The sequence below is a fragment of the Flavobacterium kochi genome, from assembly GCF_048286715.1.
GTDB lineage: Bacteria > Bacteroidota > Bacteroidia > Flavobacteriales > Flavobacteriaceae > Flavobacterium.
In genome coordinates this window covers 1-17,947 of the sequence record NZ_JBLVPW010000033.1, presented here as the reverse complement: position 1 = coordinate 17,947, position 17,947 = coordinate 1, and the positions used below count along the sequence as shown (strand labels likewise).

General features: G+C 33.2%; 16 protein-coding genes and 1 other RNA gene. 9 read left to right on the top strand and 8 right to left on the bottom strand.

What is annotated here, in order from left to right; all coding sequences use genetic code 11:
• Positions 1 to 4 precede the first annotated feature (4 nt).
• Positions 5 to 826 (top strand): DUF3822 family protein, encoded by an 822-nt coding sequence (locus tag ACNQGH_RS19615; protein ID WP_417957722.1) that lies wholly within the window; start codon positions 5 to 7, stop codon positions 824 to 826.
• On the top strand, positions 823 to 1,422 hold the full coding sequence (locus tag ACNQGH_RS19610; protein WP_417957721.1) for an RsmD family RNA methyltransferase: 600 nt from the start codon (positions 823 to 825) through the stop codon (positions 1,420 to 1,422). Before ACNQGH_RS19615 ends, ACNQGH_RS19610 begins: the two co-directional genes overlap by 4 nt.
• 54 nt (positions 1,423 to 1,476) lie before the next feature.
• Here the strand turns inward: ACNQGH_RS19610 and ACNQGH_RS19605 are convergent, their stop codons facing one another.
• Positions 1,477 to 3,591: an outer membrane beta-barrel protein gene (locus ACNQGH_RS19605; protein ID WP_417957720.1), complete on the bottom strand. Its 2,115-nt coding sequence runs from the start codon at positions 3,589 to 3,591 to the stop codon at positions 1,477 to 1,479.
• A gap of 137 nt (positions 3,592 to 3,728) precedes the next feature.
• On the opposite strand from ACNQGH_RS19605, the gene ACNQGH_RS19600 reads away from it, so the two are divergent.
• Positions 3,729 to 5,081 carry a sensor histidine kinase gene (locus ACNQGH_RS19600; RefSeq protein WP_417957719.1) on the top strand — a complete coding sequence of 451 codons (1,353 nt, stop codon included), beginning with the start codon at positions 3,729 to 3,731 and terminating at the stop codon, positions 5,079 to 5,081.
• A gap of 10 nt (positions 5,082 to 5,091) precedes the next feature.
• Positions 5,092 to 5,781 carry a response regulator transcription factor gene (locus ACNQGH_RS19595; RefSeq protein WP_417957718.1) on the top strand — a complete coding sequence of 230 codons (690 nt, stop codon included), beginning with the start codon at positions 5,092 to 5,094 and terminating at the stop codon, positions 5,779 to 5,781.
• 11 nt (positions 5,782 to 5,792) lie between these two features.
• On the opposite strand, the gene ACNQGH_RS19590 is transcribed toward ACNQGH_RS19595, so the two are convergent.
• Together ACNQGH_RS19590 and rnpB are read right to left on the bottom strand one after the other, a co-directional pair.
• Entirely contained in the window at positions 5,793 to 6,713 is a 921-nt protein-coding gene (locus tag ACNQGH_RS19590) for a ketopantoate reductase family protein (RefSeq protein ID WP_417957717.1), read from the bottom strand.
• A 254-nt stretch (positions 6,714 to 6,967) separates the two neighbouring features.
• Positions 6,968 to 7,285: RNase P RNA component class A (rnpB, locus tag ACNQGH_RS19585), an RNA gene on the bottom strand.
• Between the two features lie 118 nt (positions 7,286 to 7,403).
• Between rnpB and ACNQGH_RS19580 the strand changes: the two genes are divergently transcribed.
• The 3 genes from ACNQGH_RS19580 to dnaX all read left to right on the top strand — a co-directional run bounded on the left by ACNQGH_RS19580 (position 7,404) and on the right by dnaX (position 10,300).
• Complete coding sequence (locus ACNQGH_RS19580; RefSeq protein WP_417957716.1) at positions 7,404 to 7,703, top strand: SH3 domain-containing protein; 300 nt, start codon at positions 7,404 to 7,406, stop codon at positions 7,701 to 7,703.
• A 102-nt stretch (positions 7,704 to 7,805) separates the two neighbouring features.
• Entirely contained in the window at positions 7,806 to 8,918 is a 1,113-nt protein-coding gene (locus tag ACNQGH_RS19575; protein ID WP_417957715.1) for a class I SAM-dependent methyltransferase, read from the top strand.
• 296 nt (positions 8,919 to 9,214) lie between these two features.
• Entirely contained in the window at positions 9,215 to 10,300 is a 1,086-nt protein-coding gene (gene dnaX / locus ACNQGH_RS19570) for a DNA polymerase III subunit gamma/tau (protein ID WP_416836735.1), read from the top strand.
• A 121-nt stretch (positions 10,301 to 10,421) separates the two neighbouring features.
• Here dnaX and ACNQGH_RS19565 read toward each other — a convergent pair whose 3' ends face one another.
• On the bottom strand, positions 10,422 to 10,553 hold the full coding sequence (locus ACNQGH_RS19565; RefSeq protein ID WP_417957714.1) for a hypothetical protein: 132 nt from the start codon (positions 10,551 to 10,553) through the stop codon (positions 10,422 to 10,424).
• Between the two features lie 79 nt (positions 10,554 to 10,632).
• On the opposite strand from ACNQGH_RS19565, the gene ACNQGH_RS19560 reads away from it, so the two are divergent.
• Entirely contained in the window at positions 10,633 to 10,977 is a 345-nt protein-coding gene (locus ACNQGH_RS19560; protein ID WP_417957713.1) for a DNA polymerase III, read from the top strand.
• 16 nt (positions 10,978 to 10,993) lie between these two features.
• On the opposite strand, the gene ACNQGH_RS19555 is transcribed toward ACNQGH_RS19560, so the two are convergent.
• The 4 genes from ACNQGH_RS19555 to ACNQGH_RS19540 all read right to left on the bottom strand — a co-directional run bounded on the left by ACNQGH_RS19555 (position 10,994) and on the right by ACNQGH_RS19540 (position 15,110).
• Positions 10,994 to 11,581 carry a TMEM175 family protein gene (locus ACNQGH_RS19555; RefSeq protein ID WP_417957712.1) on the bottom strand — a complete coding sequence of 196 codons (588 nt, stop codon included), beginning with the start codon at positions 11,579 to 11,581 and terminating at the stop codon, positions 10,994 to 10,996.
• A gap of 9 nt (positions 11,582 to 11,590) precedes the next feature.
• A complete protein-coding gene (locus ACNQGH_RS19550; RefSeq protein ID WP_417957711.1) occupies positions 11,591 to 12,481 on the bottom strand; it encodes a Ppx/GppA phosphatase family protein in 891 nt (296 codons plus the stop codon).
• Between the two features lie 68 nt (positions 12,482 to 12,549).
• Positions 12,550 to 14,619, bottom strand: a complete 2,070-nt coding sequence (gene ppk1 / locus ACNQGH_RS19545; protein WP_417957710.1) for a polyphosphate kinase 1 — start codon at positions 14,617 to 14,619, stop codon at positions 12,550 to 12,552.
• Positions 14,620 to 14,624: 5 nt separating this feature from the next.
• Positions 14,625 to 15,110: a SixA phosphatase family protein gene (locus ACNQGH_RS19540; protein ID WP_417957709.1), complete on the bottom strand. Its 486-nt coding sequence runs from the start codon at positions 15,108 to 15,110 to the stop codon at positions 14,625 to 14,627.
• Positions 15,111 to 15,652: 542 nt separating this feature from the next.
• On the opposite strand from ACNQGH_RS19540, the gene ACNQGH_RS19535 reads away from it, so the two are divergent.
• Positions 15,653 to 17,947: HYR-like domain-containing protein (locus tag ACNQGH_RS19535; protein WP_417957708.1), on the top strand; the 2,295-nt coding region annotated here is incomplete at its 3' end.

Sequence of the window (17,947 nt, the reverse complement as noted above, 5' to 3'; positions counted from 1 at the left end):
AATTATGTCAATACAAAACACAAATATCACCGAAAAAAAATATAAAAAACTGTCCATCCAAGTTTCTTTGACTGGACTTTCTTTTTGTTGTTTTGACACGCTAAACAATACAGTAACTTCATTTAACGAAGTGCATTTTGATACTTTTCATAAAGCCACAAAAATTGAAGAATTATTTGGTGATGCTTTTCGGGATTATCCACAATTAAAGGATTCTTATGATGAAATTCTGATCATTCACAATAATAATCTTTCTACTTTTGTTCCTTCAGCTCTTTTTGACGAGAACTTTTTAGGTAGTTATCTGCAATACAATACCAAGGTTTTTGAAACCGATTTTTTTGCTTTTGATGAAATTCCAAACTATCAGATGAATGCGGTTTATATTCCCTATGTGAATATCAATAATTTTTTTATTGACCAATTTGGTTCTTTCGATTACAAACATGCCAATAGCATTTTGGTTTCCAAATTATTGGTTGCATCCAAAAATAAGGATGAAAAAAAGATGTTTATTCACATCAATTCCGGGCATTTTGAAATTATTGTGGTTCAGAACCAAAAATTATTAGTTTTCAATTCTTTTGATTACAGCACACCCGAAGATTTCTTGTATTACATTTTATTTTCAGCCGAACAACTGAATTTAAATCCCGAGAACTTCCCATTGGAATTAATCGGAAATATTGATGCCGAAAGTGATTATTTCAAAATTGCTTACAAATACATTCGCAACGTTTCACTTATTGATGTGGAAGATTTGCGATGGAACAATTATTTTTCTGAGGCCGAAAACAGAAATCATTTTATACTTTTCAACTCATGAGAATCATTTCAGGAAAATACAAAGGAAGACGCATTTTTCCTCCAAAAGGACTTCCCGTTCGTCCCACCACCGATATGTCTAAAGAAGCATTATTCAATGTTTTGAACAACCATTTCAGTTTTGAAGGACTAAAAATATTAGACTTATTCTCAGGAACCGGAAATATCAGTTTCGAATTTGCCTCGCGCGGTAGCACGCCAATCACTTCTGTTGATGCTGATTTTGGCTGCGTAAAATTCATCAAGCAAATTGCCTCTGAATATGATTTTAATATTGCTGCCACAAAAAGCGATGTTTTCCCCTATTTAGAAAGATGTAAAACTTCCTATGATATTATTTTTGCTGATCCTCCCTATGCATTAGATCAAAATACTTTTGAGAAAATTATAGAATTGGTTTTCGAAAAAGAGTTACTTAATGATGAGGGAATGATGGTAATCGAACATTCTAAATACACCAAACTGGATCACATGATTCACTTTTCGTTTAAGAAAAGTTATGGTGGTTCCATTTTTAGTTTTTTCGAAATAAGCACTGATAACGACACGGAAGATTCTGAAAATGAATTAACCCAAAGCGCTGACGAAGAAGAGTAATCTCGCTATTTCATAAAGAAACTCCTGAAATCTCAAGGTTTTCTCTATTTACATTTACCGAATTCTACTCGAATTTTCATCAATATTTTTTTCCTTAAATTCTGTATTTTTTATTTTTCCAAAGGAATATTTTATTGAAAAGGAAACTAAGTTTGCATCGGTATAATAAATTCCTTTTGCAGTTATGTTATTGATGGTAAAGTCTTCATGATATTTCATTTGTCTAAAAATATCGTTATAACTTATTGTACAATCAAATTGCTTAAAAAGCGTGTTAGAAATGGCAAAATCTATTGTAAACAAAGCGCTTCTTTCAAAAATACCCTGTTGCTGTCTTGTCAAGCCCCAACCGGTTAAGGACACTTTTATTTCTTTTGGCAACTTGAACGAATGATTCGAATAATAATATAAATACGGTTTGGTATCATTTACAATAGCTTGTTTATCTTCAATTTTACTCAAGATAAAATTTAAAGTATTGGTTGTTGTCCAAAATTTATATTTGAATGGAATCGAAAATTCTAAATTGAAACCTGTTTCTTTTTCAAAATTTGTAGTTTTTAAAGTCAATACGTTTTGAGAGGAATCATAAGAAGAACCGTAATAAACCGGATTGATAATTTTGTTGCAACTCACTTTTACGGATTTATCCCCATATTGATAACTCACAGCCACTTCATCCGTAATTGTTGGGTCCAGGTTGATATTGTTCGACCAAACAAAATAGGGGTTTATATATGCGGAAACCTGACTTGTTGTGGAAAAATTAGGTCTTGAAATGCTTTTAGCATAATTAAGATTAATTGTATTTGTGCTGTCCATTGGAATTTCGATCGTAGCTTTTGGAAACAGATTAATGTAATTTTTATCAATTAATAAACTGTTTTCCGCTTGATATTTTCCTTTTGCAATGGTATTCTCAGCCCTCAAACCAAAGAAATACTTTACTTTTTTGACGCTTCCGGAAAGTTGCGAGTAGGCTGCAATATTAGTTTCATTATAATTATAGTCTGAATTTATTGTAATACTTGGATTTACATTTTCTACTAAAAAGTTAGTATTCGAATCTGCCTGAAGGTAAAGTGTTCCGAGTTCCAGCTTCATTTTGTTTCCAAACTCTTTTTCGAAATCAGATTTTCCCGAAAAAACAGCAATACTAATTTTTTGATTCCTATTTTGTGAAAGTTCAAAACTGGTATTATTATAATTATTTGTAATTGTACTGGCAACTTGCTGATTGAACCTGGAATATTGAAAGCCCGAAAATAAAATCCCATCGACACTTTTTATTTTATGATTGTAGTTTATATATCCATTTGAAAAGTTCCGGTATTCGTCATTCAAATTCAAAGTTCTAATCCTATTAATTATACTTTGTTGCTGATTATAGGTATCTGTTAGGATATCAAATATGTCTTTTTGGGTTCTTCTACTAAAATTTAAAGACCAATAATCCACTTCATTAATTTTATAGAAAATTCCTCCTCCAAAAATAAATTGCGGTCGCTTAGTAACTGCTGTAGCCAAATAATTTGAAATAATAGTACGAGATGGAATCATAAAATCATTACCGTTGCTTTCCCAGACTTTAATTTGATTGTAATTAAAATTTGTTTTAAACTCCAATTTGTTTTTCTTCAGGCTAGCGCTAATCTCCAAATAATTATTGAAATACTTTTTAAAAGATGCCACTTCAGATACAATAGTTTGAAAACCTTCTTTTTTACTAAACTTGCGGGTAATCAAAATAACAGCTCTTCCGGCTGCTTCAAATTTAGAGGAGGGATTGCTGATTATTTCAATAGTTTTAATATCATCAACAGCTAACGTATTCAAATCATTCATTCCTACCTTTTGATTGTCGATATACAGTAATGGATTTCCTTTTCCTATAACCGTAATGTTTTCTTTATCTACACTCACCTGAATATTGGGTAATTTTGCTATTAAATCTATAGTATTAGGAATTGAATTATAAATAGAATTGGCAATGTCAACTTTACTATTTCCATTTTTGTTAGTAAACAATTTAGTTGGAGCACTGACGATTACTTCGCTTAATTTATTAGAAATACTGTCTTTCGGGGTTTCATTTTGTCCATATCCAAATCCTGATATAAAGAGACAAAGTGCAATGATGTTATTTTTAATTCCTATATTTTTTTTCATTTAAAATTGTAATTGCATTCGAAACATTGCAAAAATGCTTCTAAATAAGCACCGCCTGAGTTAATCGAAGGTTAATACAAGGTTAATGGCTGAATTGAGTTATAAAAGACTTATTTTTGAATTGTATTTTGTAGCAAATGAAACAAAGAATCAATTTATTAATTGTGTTTTCTGTCATCGCTTTGATAGCTTTATCGCTTGTGCAATGCTATTTGGTAAAAACAAGTTACGATTATAAGGTAGCTCAATTTCACTCGGAAATTAAAGAGGAGATTGCTGCTGTCTCTAATGATTATAGCGATATTGATTCGGCAATGATATACAAAAAAGAATCCCTTTATAAGCAATTAGCGGAAAATTATATTCGAGATAAAAAAACTAAATTTCAAATTAAAAATGCGCTCCTTCAAAACCATTTTAGAGACGAGTTAACCCGAAAACTGCAACTTAAATTTGAAAGAGAAATCCCAAACATTACTATTGATTTTGCCGTTGTTCTCAACAAGTTTATCATTTACAGTCGAAAAAAAACCGACACTATTTATTCCGAAAAATCATTTATAAAAAACAAATTGTATGGCGATTTGGCTTCTTTGGACAATGCTTTTTTAGTACGAAATTATGTTGGAACAACAAGTGGTTCACCGACGCTGGATTATAAATTACTTACCGAAGATTCTATGTATGTTTCCGTAATTGATTGGGAAACCATAATTCTAAAAAGAATGAGAATGGTGTTGTTCTTATCCCTATTTTTAATTCTAACGTTAATAACTCTTTTTGTAATTGCCATTAAAGCATTAGTCAAACAAAAAAAGGTGAACGAAATCAAAACTGATTTTATCAATAATATCACCCATGAACTCAAAACACCTTTGACAAGTTTGGGGATTTCCACAAAAATATTGGAGCGAAAAGACATTCGGGATAACGAAGTCCAATTCAACGGTATTCTCCATACAATTTCACGGCAAAATAATCGTTTGCAAAATTTGATTGACCAGGTAATGGCAAGTTCATTGGGAGAAAACGAAATTGAATTACAAAAAGAAAAAATTGATTCGCAGATTTTTTTGAATACAATTATTGGCGATTTTAGAATTTCAAATCCAAAAATGAAGATCATAGTGGACTTCAATGCAGAAAAAATTACTTTGTTATTAGATCAATTTCATTTAACAACTGCCATTCAAAACGTACTCGAAAATGCCGTAAAATATGGCAGCACCACTATTACCATTAAAACAGAATTAATTCGAAACCAATTTTACATTAGTATTAAAGACAATGGAATTGGAATTTCGAAAAATAACCATTCCTTACTCTTTGATAAATTTTACAGAGTCGAGCAAGGCAATTTACATAATGTAAAGGGACTGGGTTTAGGGCTTTATTATGTACATCAAATCATAAAAGCACACCAAGGCTCGATTGCTGTCATCAGTGATTTAGGAAAAGGATCTGTATTTACTTTTATGTTTAATGTTTAATAATTCTCTATTGAAAAAACTACTTTTAGTCGAAGACGATGCTGATTTTGCATCTGTTCTGAAACAATATTTGGAATTGTATTCATATGACGTCACCTGGGCCGAAAATGGAGAAGAAGCATTGGTCATTTTCAAGTCTTCCACTTTCGATATTTGTGTTTTCGACATTATGATGCCAAAAATGGACGGGTTCACACTTGCTGAAAAAATCATTAAAATCAATCCTGAAATTCCTTTTGTTTTTCTAACGGCAAGAAAGTTAAAAGAAGATAAAATCATTGGATTAAAATTAGGTGCCGATGATTATATTGTAAAACCTTTTGAGGCTGAAGAACTTGTTTTACGATTGACTAATATCTTAAAGAGAAGTCAACAAAAACAAACGATTTTTTCAAAAACTGATGAATTACGAATTGGTATGTATTTATTCGATACCAAACGTTTGTGTCTAAAAAATAACATTAAAACACAACAGCTCACAGAGAAAGAAGCATCTCTTATTCATTTCTTTTATATTCACAAGAACCAAATGCTAAAACGAGAGCAAATCTTAAAAGCGATTTGGGGAAACGACGACTTTTTTTCCGGAAGAAGTATGGATGTCTACATCAGTAAAATTCGAAAATATTTCAAAGAGGATTCTCGAATTAGTATCGATAGCGTTCGGAATATTGGATTAGAATTTAAAATTAAAGACTAAGTCATTCTTTTTTATCGCAACAATTTCTCCAATATCATTTGATACATAGGTGTTTCAACCGCATATTTTATCCCTTCCTTTACCACATAGTCTGTCAAGGAAGCTACTTCTGTTTCTCGATTTGCTAAAAAATCCCTGTGCATCGATGAAGTGGCATCTTGTGGAGATTTTTCCAGTTTGACAATCGTTTGGGCAACAATGTCCTTGGGCATCGCTAATCCTTTTGCCGCAGCTACTGAAGTAATTTCATTTAGCAGTGAAATATAAATTGACTTGCTAGCCGGATTATTCAAAACAGCGCCGATATTTTGATTTAAATACGAAGTAGCCGAAGCCAAAGCTGAAATAAAAATAAATTTTTCCCAAACCGTTTCTTCAATACTTTCTGCAAGATAACTTTCGATTCCGGCATTTTTCAATATGGCTTCTAACGTATTCAATTGGGAAACAGGAGCGGTTCCTGAACCAAAAAATAGTTTTTCAAAATGGCCTAATTTTCTAATAACTCCGGGAGACAGAATCATCGAAACAATATAGGCGCAGCCTTGCAAAACAATATTTTCAGGAAACAACGTTTGTATGCGTTCCGTAGCATCAACACCATTATATAAGGGAAGAATTACCGTATTCGGCGAAATACAGTTTTGTACAGAAAGAAAACTGGATTCGATATCATAAGTTTTAGTCGCACAAATAAGGTAATCCAGTCGCCCAATTTCTTCCGGATTGTTAGAAACCAAATTTGGAAAAACAATCATTTCACTTTCGTCTAAAATAATTTTCAATCCATTTTGGGATATTGCTTTTTGGGTTTCTCCACGGGCAATAAATATAATTTCTATGGCATCGGAATGAAAGTAAGCTTTGGCCAATAATCCCCCAAAATAACCACCTACTCCACCCAATCCTAAAATTCCAATTCTTGTTTTCATATTAATACTGTCAATCGATGATAATTCATTATATCAAATCGAAACACAAAGTTACACAATCAAACTTGTCACAAAGACACGAAGGCTCAAAGAAAATGAGTTATTGATACATAATTCCAAAAAAGTAAAGTGTAAAAAACGAGAAAAAAAGTAGTGCCTTTGTGGCAAAAAAAGAAGGAACCTAACGTCTTCACTTCTTTGTAGATCAAATACATAAAAACTTAGGGTCTTTGCGCGCCTTCGCGACAAAAAATAAAAAATGCAGACCTATAAGCCGGATTCTGTCACCGAAAAATCGGAGCCTTATCATTTATCTAGGCTTATAATTACTCATAAGCTCAAGCTATCTACCCTTCAACAACGGACGAGAAGCCCCTAAATGCTGATATACTTGATATTTCACCGCATAGAGTTTACCTGGTTTCACTACAGCATTACCTGTACATACTTTCTGTTGCACTTGTCCTGAATCGATTTCTCAACCCGACGGGCGTTACCCGTTATGCTTCCCTATGGTGTCCGGACTTTCCTCCCTTCTGATTGCTCAAAACGACGATAAGGCGGTCTGCGGTGCGAATTTACAACATTTAATCCTGTTTTTTGGTTTTAGATTATTTACTTTAACAACTCTTTGACAATGAATTCATAATAAAATAGTTATCTTTAAACATTAACAATAAATCTAATATTATGTCAAACATATATCATTATGCTAATGTTTCTAAAGCCTTAGACGATTTGAATGAAATGGGATTTACGTTCGATTTTAATCTTCATGAGGAAGACATTATCAAAAATCCACATCGATATGAAATAGAACACATATACCGATACGAAGGAGACAGCGATCCTGACGATGAAGCTACTGTGTACGGTATAAAATCCAGTAGCGGTAAAAAAGGGGTGTTTGTAGCTGGTTTTGCTGCAAATTCTGAAAATGATGCTGCAAGGGTTTTGCATGAAATCAGCATTAAAGGAAGACAAAAGTAAAAATAAAGTAGATTTATTTCGACCTCCTTTTTTTAAATTATATCAAAGGCTATTTGTAATTTATTTATGAGAAAAAACTTCACGATTTAATATATAAATTAGATGTCGCTTTCCGAAATAATAATAAGACGAATTGAAAAAGAAGGTCCATTATCTTTTAGAGATTTTATGGAGATGGCCTTATATTATCCTGAATTGGGATATTATAATTCTACTCAAAACAAGATTGGGGCGGATGGGGATTTCTATACCAGCGCTAATCTTACTGCTGCATTTGGTGCTATGATTGGACGTCAAATCGAAGAAATGTGGCAAAACTTAAAGAAAAAGCCTTTTAAAATTGTGGAATATGGTGCCGGTACAGGCCTATTGTGTCATGATATTTTAGATTATCTCAAAAATAATAACTCTTTATATAAGAAGGTAAGCTATTGCATTATTGAAAAAAGTGCCCGCATGCGGGAAATACAAAAGAAACATTTAAATGAAAAGGTTACTTGGTATAACTCTATTCAAGATATTCCTGAAATTAACGGCTGTATTTTGTCCAATGAATTGATTGATAATTTTTCGGTTTATCAGGTAATTATGGAAGAGCAACTGAAAGAAGTCTTCGTAGATTATAAAGAGGGTTTTATTGAACTACTACAACCTGCAAAAAAAGAACTCCTAGATTATTTAACTGCATTAAATATTCAATTGCCAGCAGGATTTCGCACAGAAATTAATTTAGAAGCCGTATCATGGATAAAAGAAATTGCTCAATCTTTACAGAAAGGTTACGTACTCACCATCGACTATGGGTCATTATCACCTGAATTATACAACAGCCGTCGGAGTTGCGGTACCCTCTTATGTTATTATAAACATCAAAAAAACGACAATCCTTATCAATTTGTCGGGCAACAAGACATTACAACACATATAAACTTTTCTGCGCTATCGTATTGGGGTTCACAATTCGGAATGGATTGTTGTGGAATTGTGGACCAAGCGCAATTTTTATTGGCGTTGGGTATTAAAGAATATCAAAATTCAGCTTTAAGTGCTAATCCTGATAATCTGGTATTGGCCATGCAGGAATCAATGATTAACTACCGATTATTGATCGATATGGGAATGAAATTCAAAGTGTTAATACAACAAAAAGGAATCCCTGAATATCCATTATCAGGTCTGAAACTTTCCAATTCTTCAAGAGCTCTTTTTAGTTAAGAACGATACGACAATTTAATTTCAATTAAATAAAGAATAAAAAAATAGAATGCCACAAATTTAATCAACCGTTATTTCCAGCTATCTTTCACCAGTGAAATTCACTTAATTCTTCTGAAAATAAAAATACAATAAAGCAATCTTAGGCACAGCAGTCCGGAACATAACGATTCCCACTCCGATACGCGCTGAGCATTTGGGAAATAAAAAGCATTTGGAAAAATTATAAAATCTTTCAAGCCGCAAATTTTTCAATCTTTAAATTAAAACCTATATTTGCTTTCGAATAAATTTCTATGGAACAATTTGTTGTATCGGCTCGTAAATATCGTCCTCAAACATTTAAAGATGTTGTAGGACAAAAAGCCATTACCAATACTTTGTTGAATGCCATAGAAAGCAATCACCTTGCTTCTGCCCTATTATTCACGGGACCTCGTGGGGTTGGTAAAACAACGTGCGCCCGTATTCTGGCCCGAAAAATAAATCAGCCAGGATATGATGATCCCAATGAAGATTTTGCCTTTAATGTTTTCGAATTAGATGCTGCTTCCAACAATTCTGTTGATGATATCAGGAATTTAATTGACCAAGTCCGTATTCCGCCACAAACGGGACAGTACAAAGTATATATTATTGACGAGGTCCACATGTTGTCTTCGGCAGCTTTTAATGCTTTCTTAAAGACATTAGAAGAACCGCCAAAACATGCCATTTTTATACTAGCAACGACCGAAAAGCATAAAATTATTCCAACGATACTTTCTCGTTGTCAGATATTTGATTTCAAAAGAATTACCGTAAAAGATGCCAAAGAGCATCTTGCCGAAGTTGCCACCAGTCAAGGTGTCAATTTTGAAGATGATGCTTTACATATCATTGCTCAAAAAGCAGATGGAGCGATGCGTGATGCTTTATCTATTTTTGACAGAGTAGTTTCTTTTTGTGGAAAAGATTTAACACGTCAGGCAGTTACAGAAAACTTAAATGTTTTGGATTACGAGACCTACATTAATGTAACTGATTTGATTCTGGAAAATAAAATTCCAGACCTATTAATTGCTTTCAACGAAATTCTTGCCAAAGGATTTGATGCACATCATTTTGTATCCGGATTAGCATCTCATTTTAGAGATTTATTAGTTTCTAAAACACCTGCTACTTTATCCTTATTAGAAGTTGGGGAACAAGCACAACAAATGTATGGTGTGCAAGCACAAAAATGCAGCCAAGACTTTCTTTTAAAAGGAATAGAAATTGCAAATGATTGTGATTTAAAATACAAACTGAGCCAGAATCAACGCCTTCTTGTTGAACTATGCCTGATGCAACTTGCCTCTATCACTTTTGATGGAGAAAAAAAAAAGTTGAGCAATTTATAATTCCTCCTACTTATTTTAGAAAGAACGATTACTCGATAGTCGACTCCAGCGCAAGTGAACAAGCGAAGCAAAACCCAACAGCTAAAGAAATTAGTCTAACTCCTCCAGCAGTAGAAACAATTCAAGAAAAAGAACAGGAAACTTTTGTTAGTGCTCCTTCAACTCCAGTTCCTACTGTTAAAGTCAAAATTGCTATTCCAGAATCCAATGAACCAAAGGTTTCCGCTTTTTCATTATCGAGTATTCGTGCCAAAAAAGCATTAGAAGAAAGTAACAAAGGAATAGTAAAAGAAGTACTTCATTTACCAACCGAAACTTTTACCGAAACGGAAATGTTAGTGCATTGGAATAAATATGCACAGCGTTTAGGGGACAAAGGGTATAAAATCATGGAATCTTTATTACTCATCAACGACCCTAAATTAAATGGAACCGCAATCTCAATTGAATTACCAAATGAAGGTTCTAAATTAGATTTTGAAAAAGAATTAAATGGGCTTTTAGGACATTTGAAAGGTCATTTACACAATCATGATATTACTATAGAAGTTATTGTAAATGAAAGTGTAGAAAGTAAAAGAAACTTCAATGACCAAGACCGATACAACAGGCTTCTTGAAATAAATCCAAACATTGAACTCTTACGAACAACATTTGGATTAGATTTGGATGCATAATATCATGCGATACGAGTTAGGTCATTTCATTAGAATTGATAACTTTTTCAATTCTTTTATCAGGTATAAGCCATATCATTGCCACTATAACATAAATAGAAGCAGCTACGATTTCATAAAAAAAAGAAATGACTATTGCGCTAAAGTATAAAAGGTTAGAAATATTTCCTTTAAAATTTTTCCCAACTGCTTTTGCCAATATTGAATTTTCTCCTTCACTGGATATAATTATTTTTTGAAGCAACCAAAAAGCAATTGCTGCGAAAAAAAGAATTACTCCGTACAATGTAATGGTAGCTTTGGCAAAATTATGTTCTCCCATCCATCCCGTAGAAACGGGAATTAATGACAGCCAAAATAACAAATGAAGATTTGCCCAAAGAATTTTACCATTTACTTTAGTAACACTTTGCAGCATATGATGATGATTATTCCAGTATATGCCTACATATACAAAACTTAATATGTAACTGATAAATTTAGGAAACAAAAATTGCAGATCGCTAAAATTTTCTCCTTCCGGAACTTTTATATCCAGTATCATAATAGTAATTATGATAGCCAAAACACCATCACTAAATGCTTCTAATCTGTTTTTATTCATATAGATAAATTATATCTTACCGTAATACATAGCTTTTACAATACCATCTGAAAGCCCAATTTTTGGCACATAAATATTTCTTGCTCCACTCCACTTCATTGCATTAAGATAAATTCTGGTCGCTGGAAGAATTACATCGGCACGATCCGGATTTAATCCTAATTCTGAAATTCTCTGTTCATAAGAAAGTGAATTCAAGAAAGCATATTGAGAATTCATGTAAATGTAAGACAAAGGCTTTTCTTGTATTTTGCCTGACATTTTGAAGATTTTATTAATATTTCCACCAGAACCAATCAAAGTAACTTCATCATATTCTTGCGTATTTGTCTTTATCCATTTCTCAATTTCATCCCAAACCACATCGCAAACCATATCATTCAGCAAGCGCACTGTCCCTGCCTTGAATGATCTTGAATTTATCATTTTACCATTGGAAAATAAGGTAAATTCAGTACTTCCACCGCCAACATCCACAAAAAGATAGGTCTGATCTGTTTTTAACAAATGATGCAAATCAGTTGAAGCAATGATTGCCGCCTCCTTTTTTCCATCAATGATTTCTATTTTAATATCCGCTTTTTTCTTGATTAATGCTACAACTTCCTTACCGTTGTAGGCTTCGCGCATCGCCGAAGTTGCAAATGCCATATAGCGTTCCACCTTATGTACTTTCATTAATAGATTGAATGCTTTCATGGCATCACACATCCTTTCCATATTCTCTTGAGAAATTTCACCTACTGTAAAAGCATCTTGTCCCAAACGAATTGGTACACGTACAAGAGAACTTTTATTGAATTGGGGTTCTTTTCCATCTTGCTCAACAATATTTACAACCAGTAAACGCATCGCATTTGAACCGATATCTATTGCAGCATATTTTTTTAATTTAATCATTCTTAATCTAAGATTTGAATTTAGTTTCTTATTTTATTCGAGGACAATAGCAAATATGAAACCACTTTTTAAACAATTTCTTCTAAAACGTCAATTTTATTTCGATAATATTTATACGTCTCTAATTGGGCTCTAAAAATTGGATTATGATTTCTTACCCTGTATTTATTATCTAATTTATAAGAATGATATCTCGCTTTTACATTTCCTTTCCAACCTAAATCGAAATTATCTATGAGTTCATTTTTAATTTCCTGATCATAAATTGGACAAGTAACTTCGACACGACCATCGAGATTTCTTGTCATAAAATCAGCTGAAGAAATGTAAACTTCTGTTTGTCCGGCATTCCCAAAAATATAAACTCTGGAATGTTCCAGATAATTATCTACAATACTTATTGCTTCTATGTTTTCACTCATCCCAGGAATTCCAGGTATCAATGAACAAATACCTCTGATTTCCAATTGTATTTTTACTCCCGCATTACTGGCTTCATATAATTTATCAATCATTTTAAAATCTGATAAACTATTCATTTTTAACTTTATATGCGTTTTTCTACCTGCTGAAGCATGCAAAATTTCTCTATCGATCAGTTTATAAAATCTAGTTCGGGTGTAATGAGGAGAAACAATAAGATGTTTGTATCGATGAACTCTATAATTAATATCGAAAAATTCGAAAATTTTTGTGATGTCTTTTAAAATTTGTTGGTGACTTGTAAATAGAGTAACATCAGTATACACTTTTGCTGTCGATTCATTAAAATTCCCTGTAGAAATAAAACCATATCTCTTAATTTTATCGTTTTCAGTTCTCTCAATAACACAAATTTTACTGTGGACTTTTAGCCCTTTTATTCCGAAAATAAGTTCAATGCCTTCCGTTTTCATTTGCTCCGCATATGAAATATTAGAAGCTTCATCAAAACGAGCTTGCAATTCGATTTGAACAGTTACTTTTTTCCCGTTTTTGGCAGCATTTATAAGTGAACTTATAATTTGAGAATTTTTTGCCAATCGGTATAATGTGATTTTTATGGAAGTTACTTTTGGGTCAAGAGCTGCTTCCCGCAAAAATTTAGTGAGATAAGAAAAAGACTGATAAGGTGCGTTTAACAAATAATCTTTGGTACTGATTTTTTCCAATATACTTCCTTCAAGACTTAATCCAGGAATCGGCAAAGGTTCGTTTGTTTGATACAATAAATCGAACCTGCCAAGATTTGGAAAATTCATATAATCACGTCTGTTGTGATACCTACCACCGGGAATAATACTGTCGGTAGTAACAATTTTCATTTTATCGAGGAAAAATTGAAGCGTATCTTTTTCTATTAACTGATCATAGATAAACCGAACAGGCTCCCCTATTCTCCTATCTTTTACGCTTGTAGAAATTTTTTCGATCATACTTTTACTCAAATCACTATCGATGTCTAATTGCGCATCTCTGGTGATTTTTATCATATGTGCGGAAACGCTTTGGTAATCGAAAATATTAAAGATACTTTTCAAATTATGTCTTATAACGTCATCCAGTAGGATTACGTATTGCTTTTCATTACTAGAAGGTAAAACAACAAATCGATTAATTGTTTTTGGAATTTCAATAACTGCATATCGCACTTCTGCGGTTTCATTCATAACCAATTTTACAGCCAAATATCCTAAAGTATCTTTCAACAAAGGAAATTCTGCTAAATCATTCAGTATTATGGTTACTAACTCGGGACTTAATTTCTGAATAAAAAAGTCTTTTAAATAATTTTCCTGTTCTCTGGAAATTTCATTTTCATTAATAATGAATATGTTTTCTGTCTCAAGTTTGGTTTCGATAATGTTCAAAATTCGGAGACTTTCGGATTGTTGCTGAATTACTATCTCTGTAATATCCTTCACTAATTGTTGCGCCGAAATACCACCAAGATATTTCTCTCCTGATATTCCTGAAAGGCTTAATCTTCTGATAGCGGCAAAACGAACTCTGAAAAACTCATCCATATTATTCGAAAAAATACCTAAAAATCGTAATCTGTCCAATAACGGTACCGAATCATCCGCGGCTTCCTGTAAAACTCTTGCATTGAACGCTAACCAACTTTTTTCTCTATCAATATATTTATGTTCTGACACTTTATTTATTTTAAATCTTTGGGAAATATTACTTTTTTAGTTTTGCCCTTTTTAATGCTATCCCAGTTGTCTGTATCAAATTTTAAAGACACAAACCCGGCTGTAGGAACATTATTAATAAATGCATCTCCAAATTTATTAACAAAATTTGTAATAGCCTCATTATGTCCGAAAAGAATAACACTTTCTATACCATTATCGCACGATTTGATAACTTTTTCCAGTTTATTTTCATCAAAAGTATAAAGTGCGTCTTTATAATCAATACATTCGATGGGATATGATATATTTTGAGCAAAAATCAGTGCTGTTTCTAAAGCTCTTTCTGCCGTGCTGCTCCACATCACATATGACTTCGGAATAAAATCTTTTACGTGAGAAGCTACCAGATGGGCATCTTTCATTCCCTTATGCGTCAACGGACGATCTTTATCATGCAACGGAGCATCCCAACTTGATTTTGCGTGCCGTATTAATATTAAATTTTTCATACTTACAAGTTTTTATTCATCAATGCCATCGGATCCAATTATTAGAGATTACAAATTACAAAATATTTTTCAAACCTACTTTTTATTCAAACACAAATAATGGAAATAAAACTAGTTTATGATAACTAATCTTATAAAAAAACATAATAAAAACGTTTTAATAATTCATATTAACATACGATTATTCTTATAAAAAAATAACTAAACATCCATGTAATCAATATTTTAAGAATTTTCTCTTATTTTTTTTTGTTAATATTAATTTAAAATATAGATTTGAAATGTTAAAATTTTATTTAAAAAAAACAGAAACACTATAAAAAGAAATTTAAATTCTCTTAAAAAAGGCTGATAACTAGCATTTTTTATTTTTTTTAACAAGAAATGTCGTTTCAACGAGTATTTAGGTAATTGGTAGAAAAAAAAAATTTAATCAAATCATTCTAGCTAGTTTAGCATAAAAATACTGGGATTTTACTACAAAAACGGTCAATTTAAATAAATATTTAGTTTTTTGTCCCAAATAAATTAAACAAGAAATCATGAAAAAAATTACTTTTTTTAGATTCGTTTCTTCATTAATGTTGTTGCTTACGACTACATTTTTTGATTTAGGTAACGTTTATGCACAAATTACAACTGGCGATGCTTGTATCAGTATTACCAATTGTCCAGCTAACCAAACCAAATGTGCAGATGCGGTCGTTGGAGGTCAGTCTGGCGCTTATTTTACTTGGGATGCCCCTAATGTTACCCAAACTTGCTCTGGTGGAAATCAGAATGCCAGTTTCGAAATGTTATTTGAATTAAATGAGTCTCTTTTAAAGGCTAACTGTTGGAAATTTAATTATATACAAAGAGTTGGAGGCAGCGGTGGACATATTAAGTTGTTTTCAGGCAATGATGGCGATAACTCACATGATTCAAAAATCAGTACTCCATACTTAACAATCGAAGACGATACAAATGCATCTATAAATGTAACTTATGATGGTTCAAATCCTTATACCGTTCAACTGATTTTAGTTGGGGATGGTACACCATCCCGTCCTGACATACCGTTAGCTACCCAACAAGTAACTTCTACTACCAGTACCTATAGCTGGGCCACTAATTTTGATGTAGGAACTGGTTCTTCTACCCATTTAACTGGAGTTTACAGGCTTCAATTTGTTTTTCATTATACTGGTAATAAACCTAGTAATGCAAATAAAGGGGATACAATTATTGCTGTTAAGGCTTTTTTAAACGATACAGGTTGTTCTGCAGGTGTCGACTTTACAGTTACAGCTCCAACCCCTGGTTTCTATACTGTTGGTTCTCATGATTTGCAATATGTTGCTACATATTTCGGATCTACTGGAACAAAAACAAAAACTTGTTCATTTAACGTTACAGTATACGATTTACCAACAGCAGCTATAACCGGAACATTAAATTCATGTTTATCAACTACTTTAACTGCCAATACAAATGCCGCCTCTCCAAGTTATGTTTGGTATAAAGACAATTTAATTATCAGCGGCCAAACAGCATCAACACTTATTGTTACAGCAAATGGAAATTATAAAGTAAAAATAAAAAATGGAATAACTTCATGTGAGCAGACTTCTGCTGCATCTACAGTTAACGTTGAGGACACTACTGCCCCTGTGATTACTTGTCCTGCAGATTTCAATACTGGAACTAACACAGCTTGTACTTATGTTGGTGCCATCGGTGCTGCAACTGCAACTGACAATTGTGATACTTCTGTTACCATAACCAATAATGCGCCTGCTGCTTTCCCGATTGGACAAACAATCGTTACATGGACTGCTACAGATCATGCCGGTAAATTTGCGACTTGTACTCAAAAAGTAATGATTACTGATACCACCAAACCGGTAGTTCCTGTTTTGGCTGATGTAACTGGACAATGTAGCGCTACCGCTACTGCTCCTGTAACTACTGATAATTGTTCCGGTACAATCACCGGAACAACATCAGATGCTTTAACTTATTCTACTCAGGGAACGCACACCATCACTTGGACATTCACTGATGCTGTTGGAAATGCTTCTACCACTACCCAAAATGTAGTGATCACTGATACCACCAAACCGGTAGTTCCTGTTTTGGCTGATGTAACTGGACAATGTAGCGCTACCGCTACTGCTCCTGTAACTACTGATAATTGTTCCGGTACAATCACCGGAACAACATCAGATGCTTTAACTTATTCTACTCAGGGAACGCACACCATCACTTGGACATTCACTGATGCTGTTGGAAATGCTTCTACCACTACCCAAAATGTAGTAATTACCGATACCACCAAACCGGTAGTTCCTGTTTTGGCTGATGTAACTGGACAATGTAGCGCTACCGCTACTGCTCCTGTAACTACAGATAATTGTTCCGGTACAATTACCGGAACAACATCAGATGCTTTAACTTATTCTACTCAGGGAACACACACCATCACTTGGACATTCACCGATGCAGTTGGAAATGCTTCCACTGCTACCCAAAAAGTAGTAATTACCGATACTACCAAACCGGTAGTTCCTGTTTTGGCTGATGTAACTGGACAATGCAGCGCTACCGCTACTGCTCCTGTAACTACAGATAATTGTTCTGGTACAATTACCGGAACAACATCAGATGCTTTAACTTATGCGACTCAAGGAACGCACACCATCACTTGGACATTCACCGATGCAGTTGGAAATGCTTCCACTGCTACCCAAAATGTAGTAATTACCGATACCACCAAACCGGTAGTTCCTGTTTTGGCTGATGTAACTGGACAATGTAGCGCTACCGCTACTGCTCCTGTAACTACAGATAATTGT

What these genes read in the sequence shown, in the direction of transcription:
- ACNQGH_RS19615 (WP_417957722.1), top strand. Translation starts at nt 5, where the DNA reads ATGTCAATACAAAACACAAATATCACCGAAAAAAAATATAAAAAACTG.
- ACNQGH_RS19610 (WP_417957721.1), top strand. Translation starts at nt 823, where the DNA reads ATGAGAATCATTTCAGGAAAATACAAAGGAAGACGCATTTTTCCTCCA.
- ACNQGH_RS19605 (WP_417957720.1), bottom strand. Translation starts at nt 3,591, where the DNA reads ATGAAAAAAAATATAGGAATTAAAAATAACATCATTGCACTTTGTCTC.
- ACNQGH_RS19600 (WP_417957719.1), top strand. Translation starts at nt 3,729, where the DNA reads ATGAAACAAAGAATCAATTTATTAATTGTGTTTTCTGTCATCGCTTTG.
- ACNQGH_RS19590 (WP_417957717.1), bottom strand. Translation starts at nt 6,713, where the DNA reads ATGAAAACAAGAATTGGAATTTTAGGATTGGGTGGAGTAGGTGGTTAT.
- ACNQGH_RS19580 (WP_417957716.1), top strand. Translation starts at nt 7,404, where the DNA reads ATGTCAAACATATATCATTATGCTAATGTTTCTAAAGCCTTAGACGAT.
- ACNQGH_RS19575 (WP_417957715.1), top strand. Translation starts at nt 7,806, where the DNA reads ATGTCGCTTTCCGAAATAATAATAAGACGAATTGAAAAAGAAGGTCCA.
- dnaX (WP_416836735.1), top strand. Translation starts at nt 9,215, where the DNA reads ATGGAACAATTTGTTGTATCGGCTCGTAAATATCGTCCTCAAACATTT.
- ACNQGH_RS19560 (WP_417957713.1), top strand. Translation starts at nt 10,633, where the DNA reads ATGTTAGTGCATTGGAATAAATATGCACAGCGTTTAGGGGACAAAGGG.
- ACNQGH_RS19555 (WP_417957712.1), bottom strand. Translation starts at nt 11,581, where the DNA reads ATGAATAAAAACAGATTAGAAGCATTTAGTGATGGTGTTTTGGCTATC.
- ACNQGH_RS19550 (WP_417957711.1), bottom strand. Translation starts at nt 12,481, where the DNA reads ATGATTAAATTAAAAAAATATGCTGCAATAGATATCGGTTCAAATGCG.
- ACNQGH_RS19540 (WP_417957709.1), bottom strand. Translation starts at nt 15,110, where the DNA reads ATGAAAAATTTAATATTAATACGGCACGCAAAATCAAGTTGGGATGCT.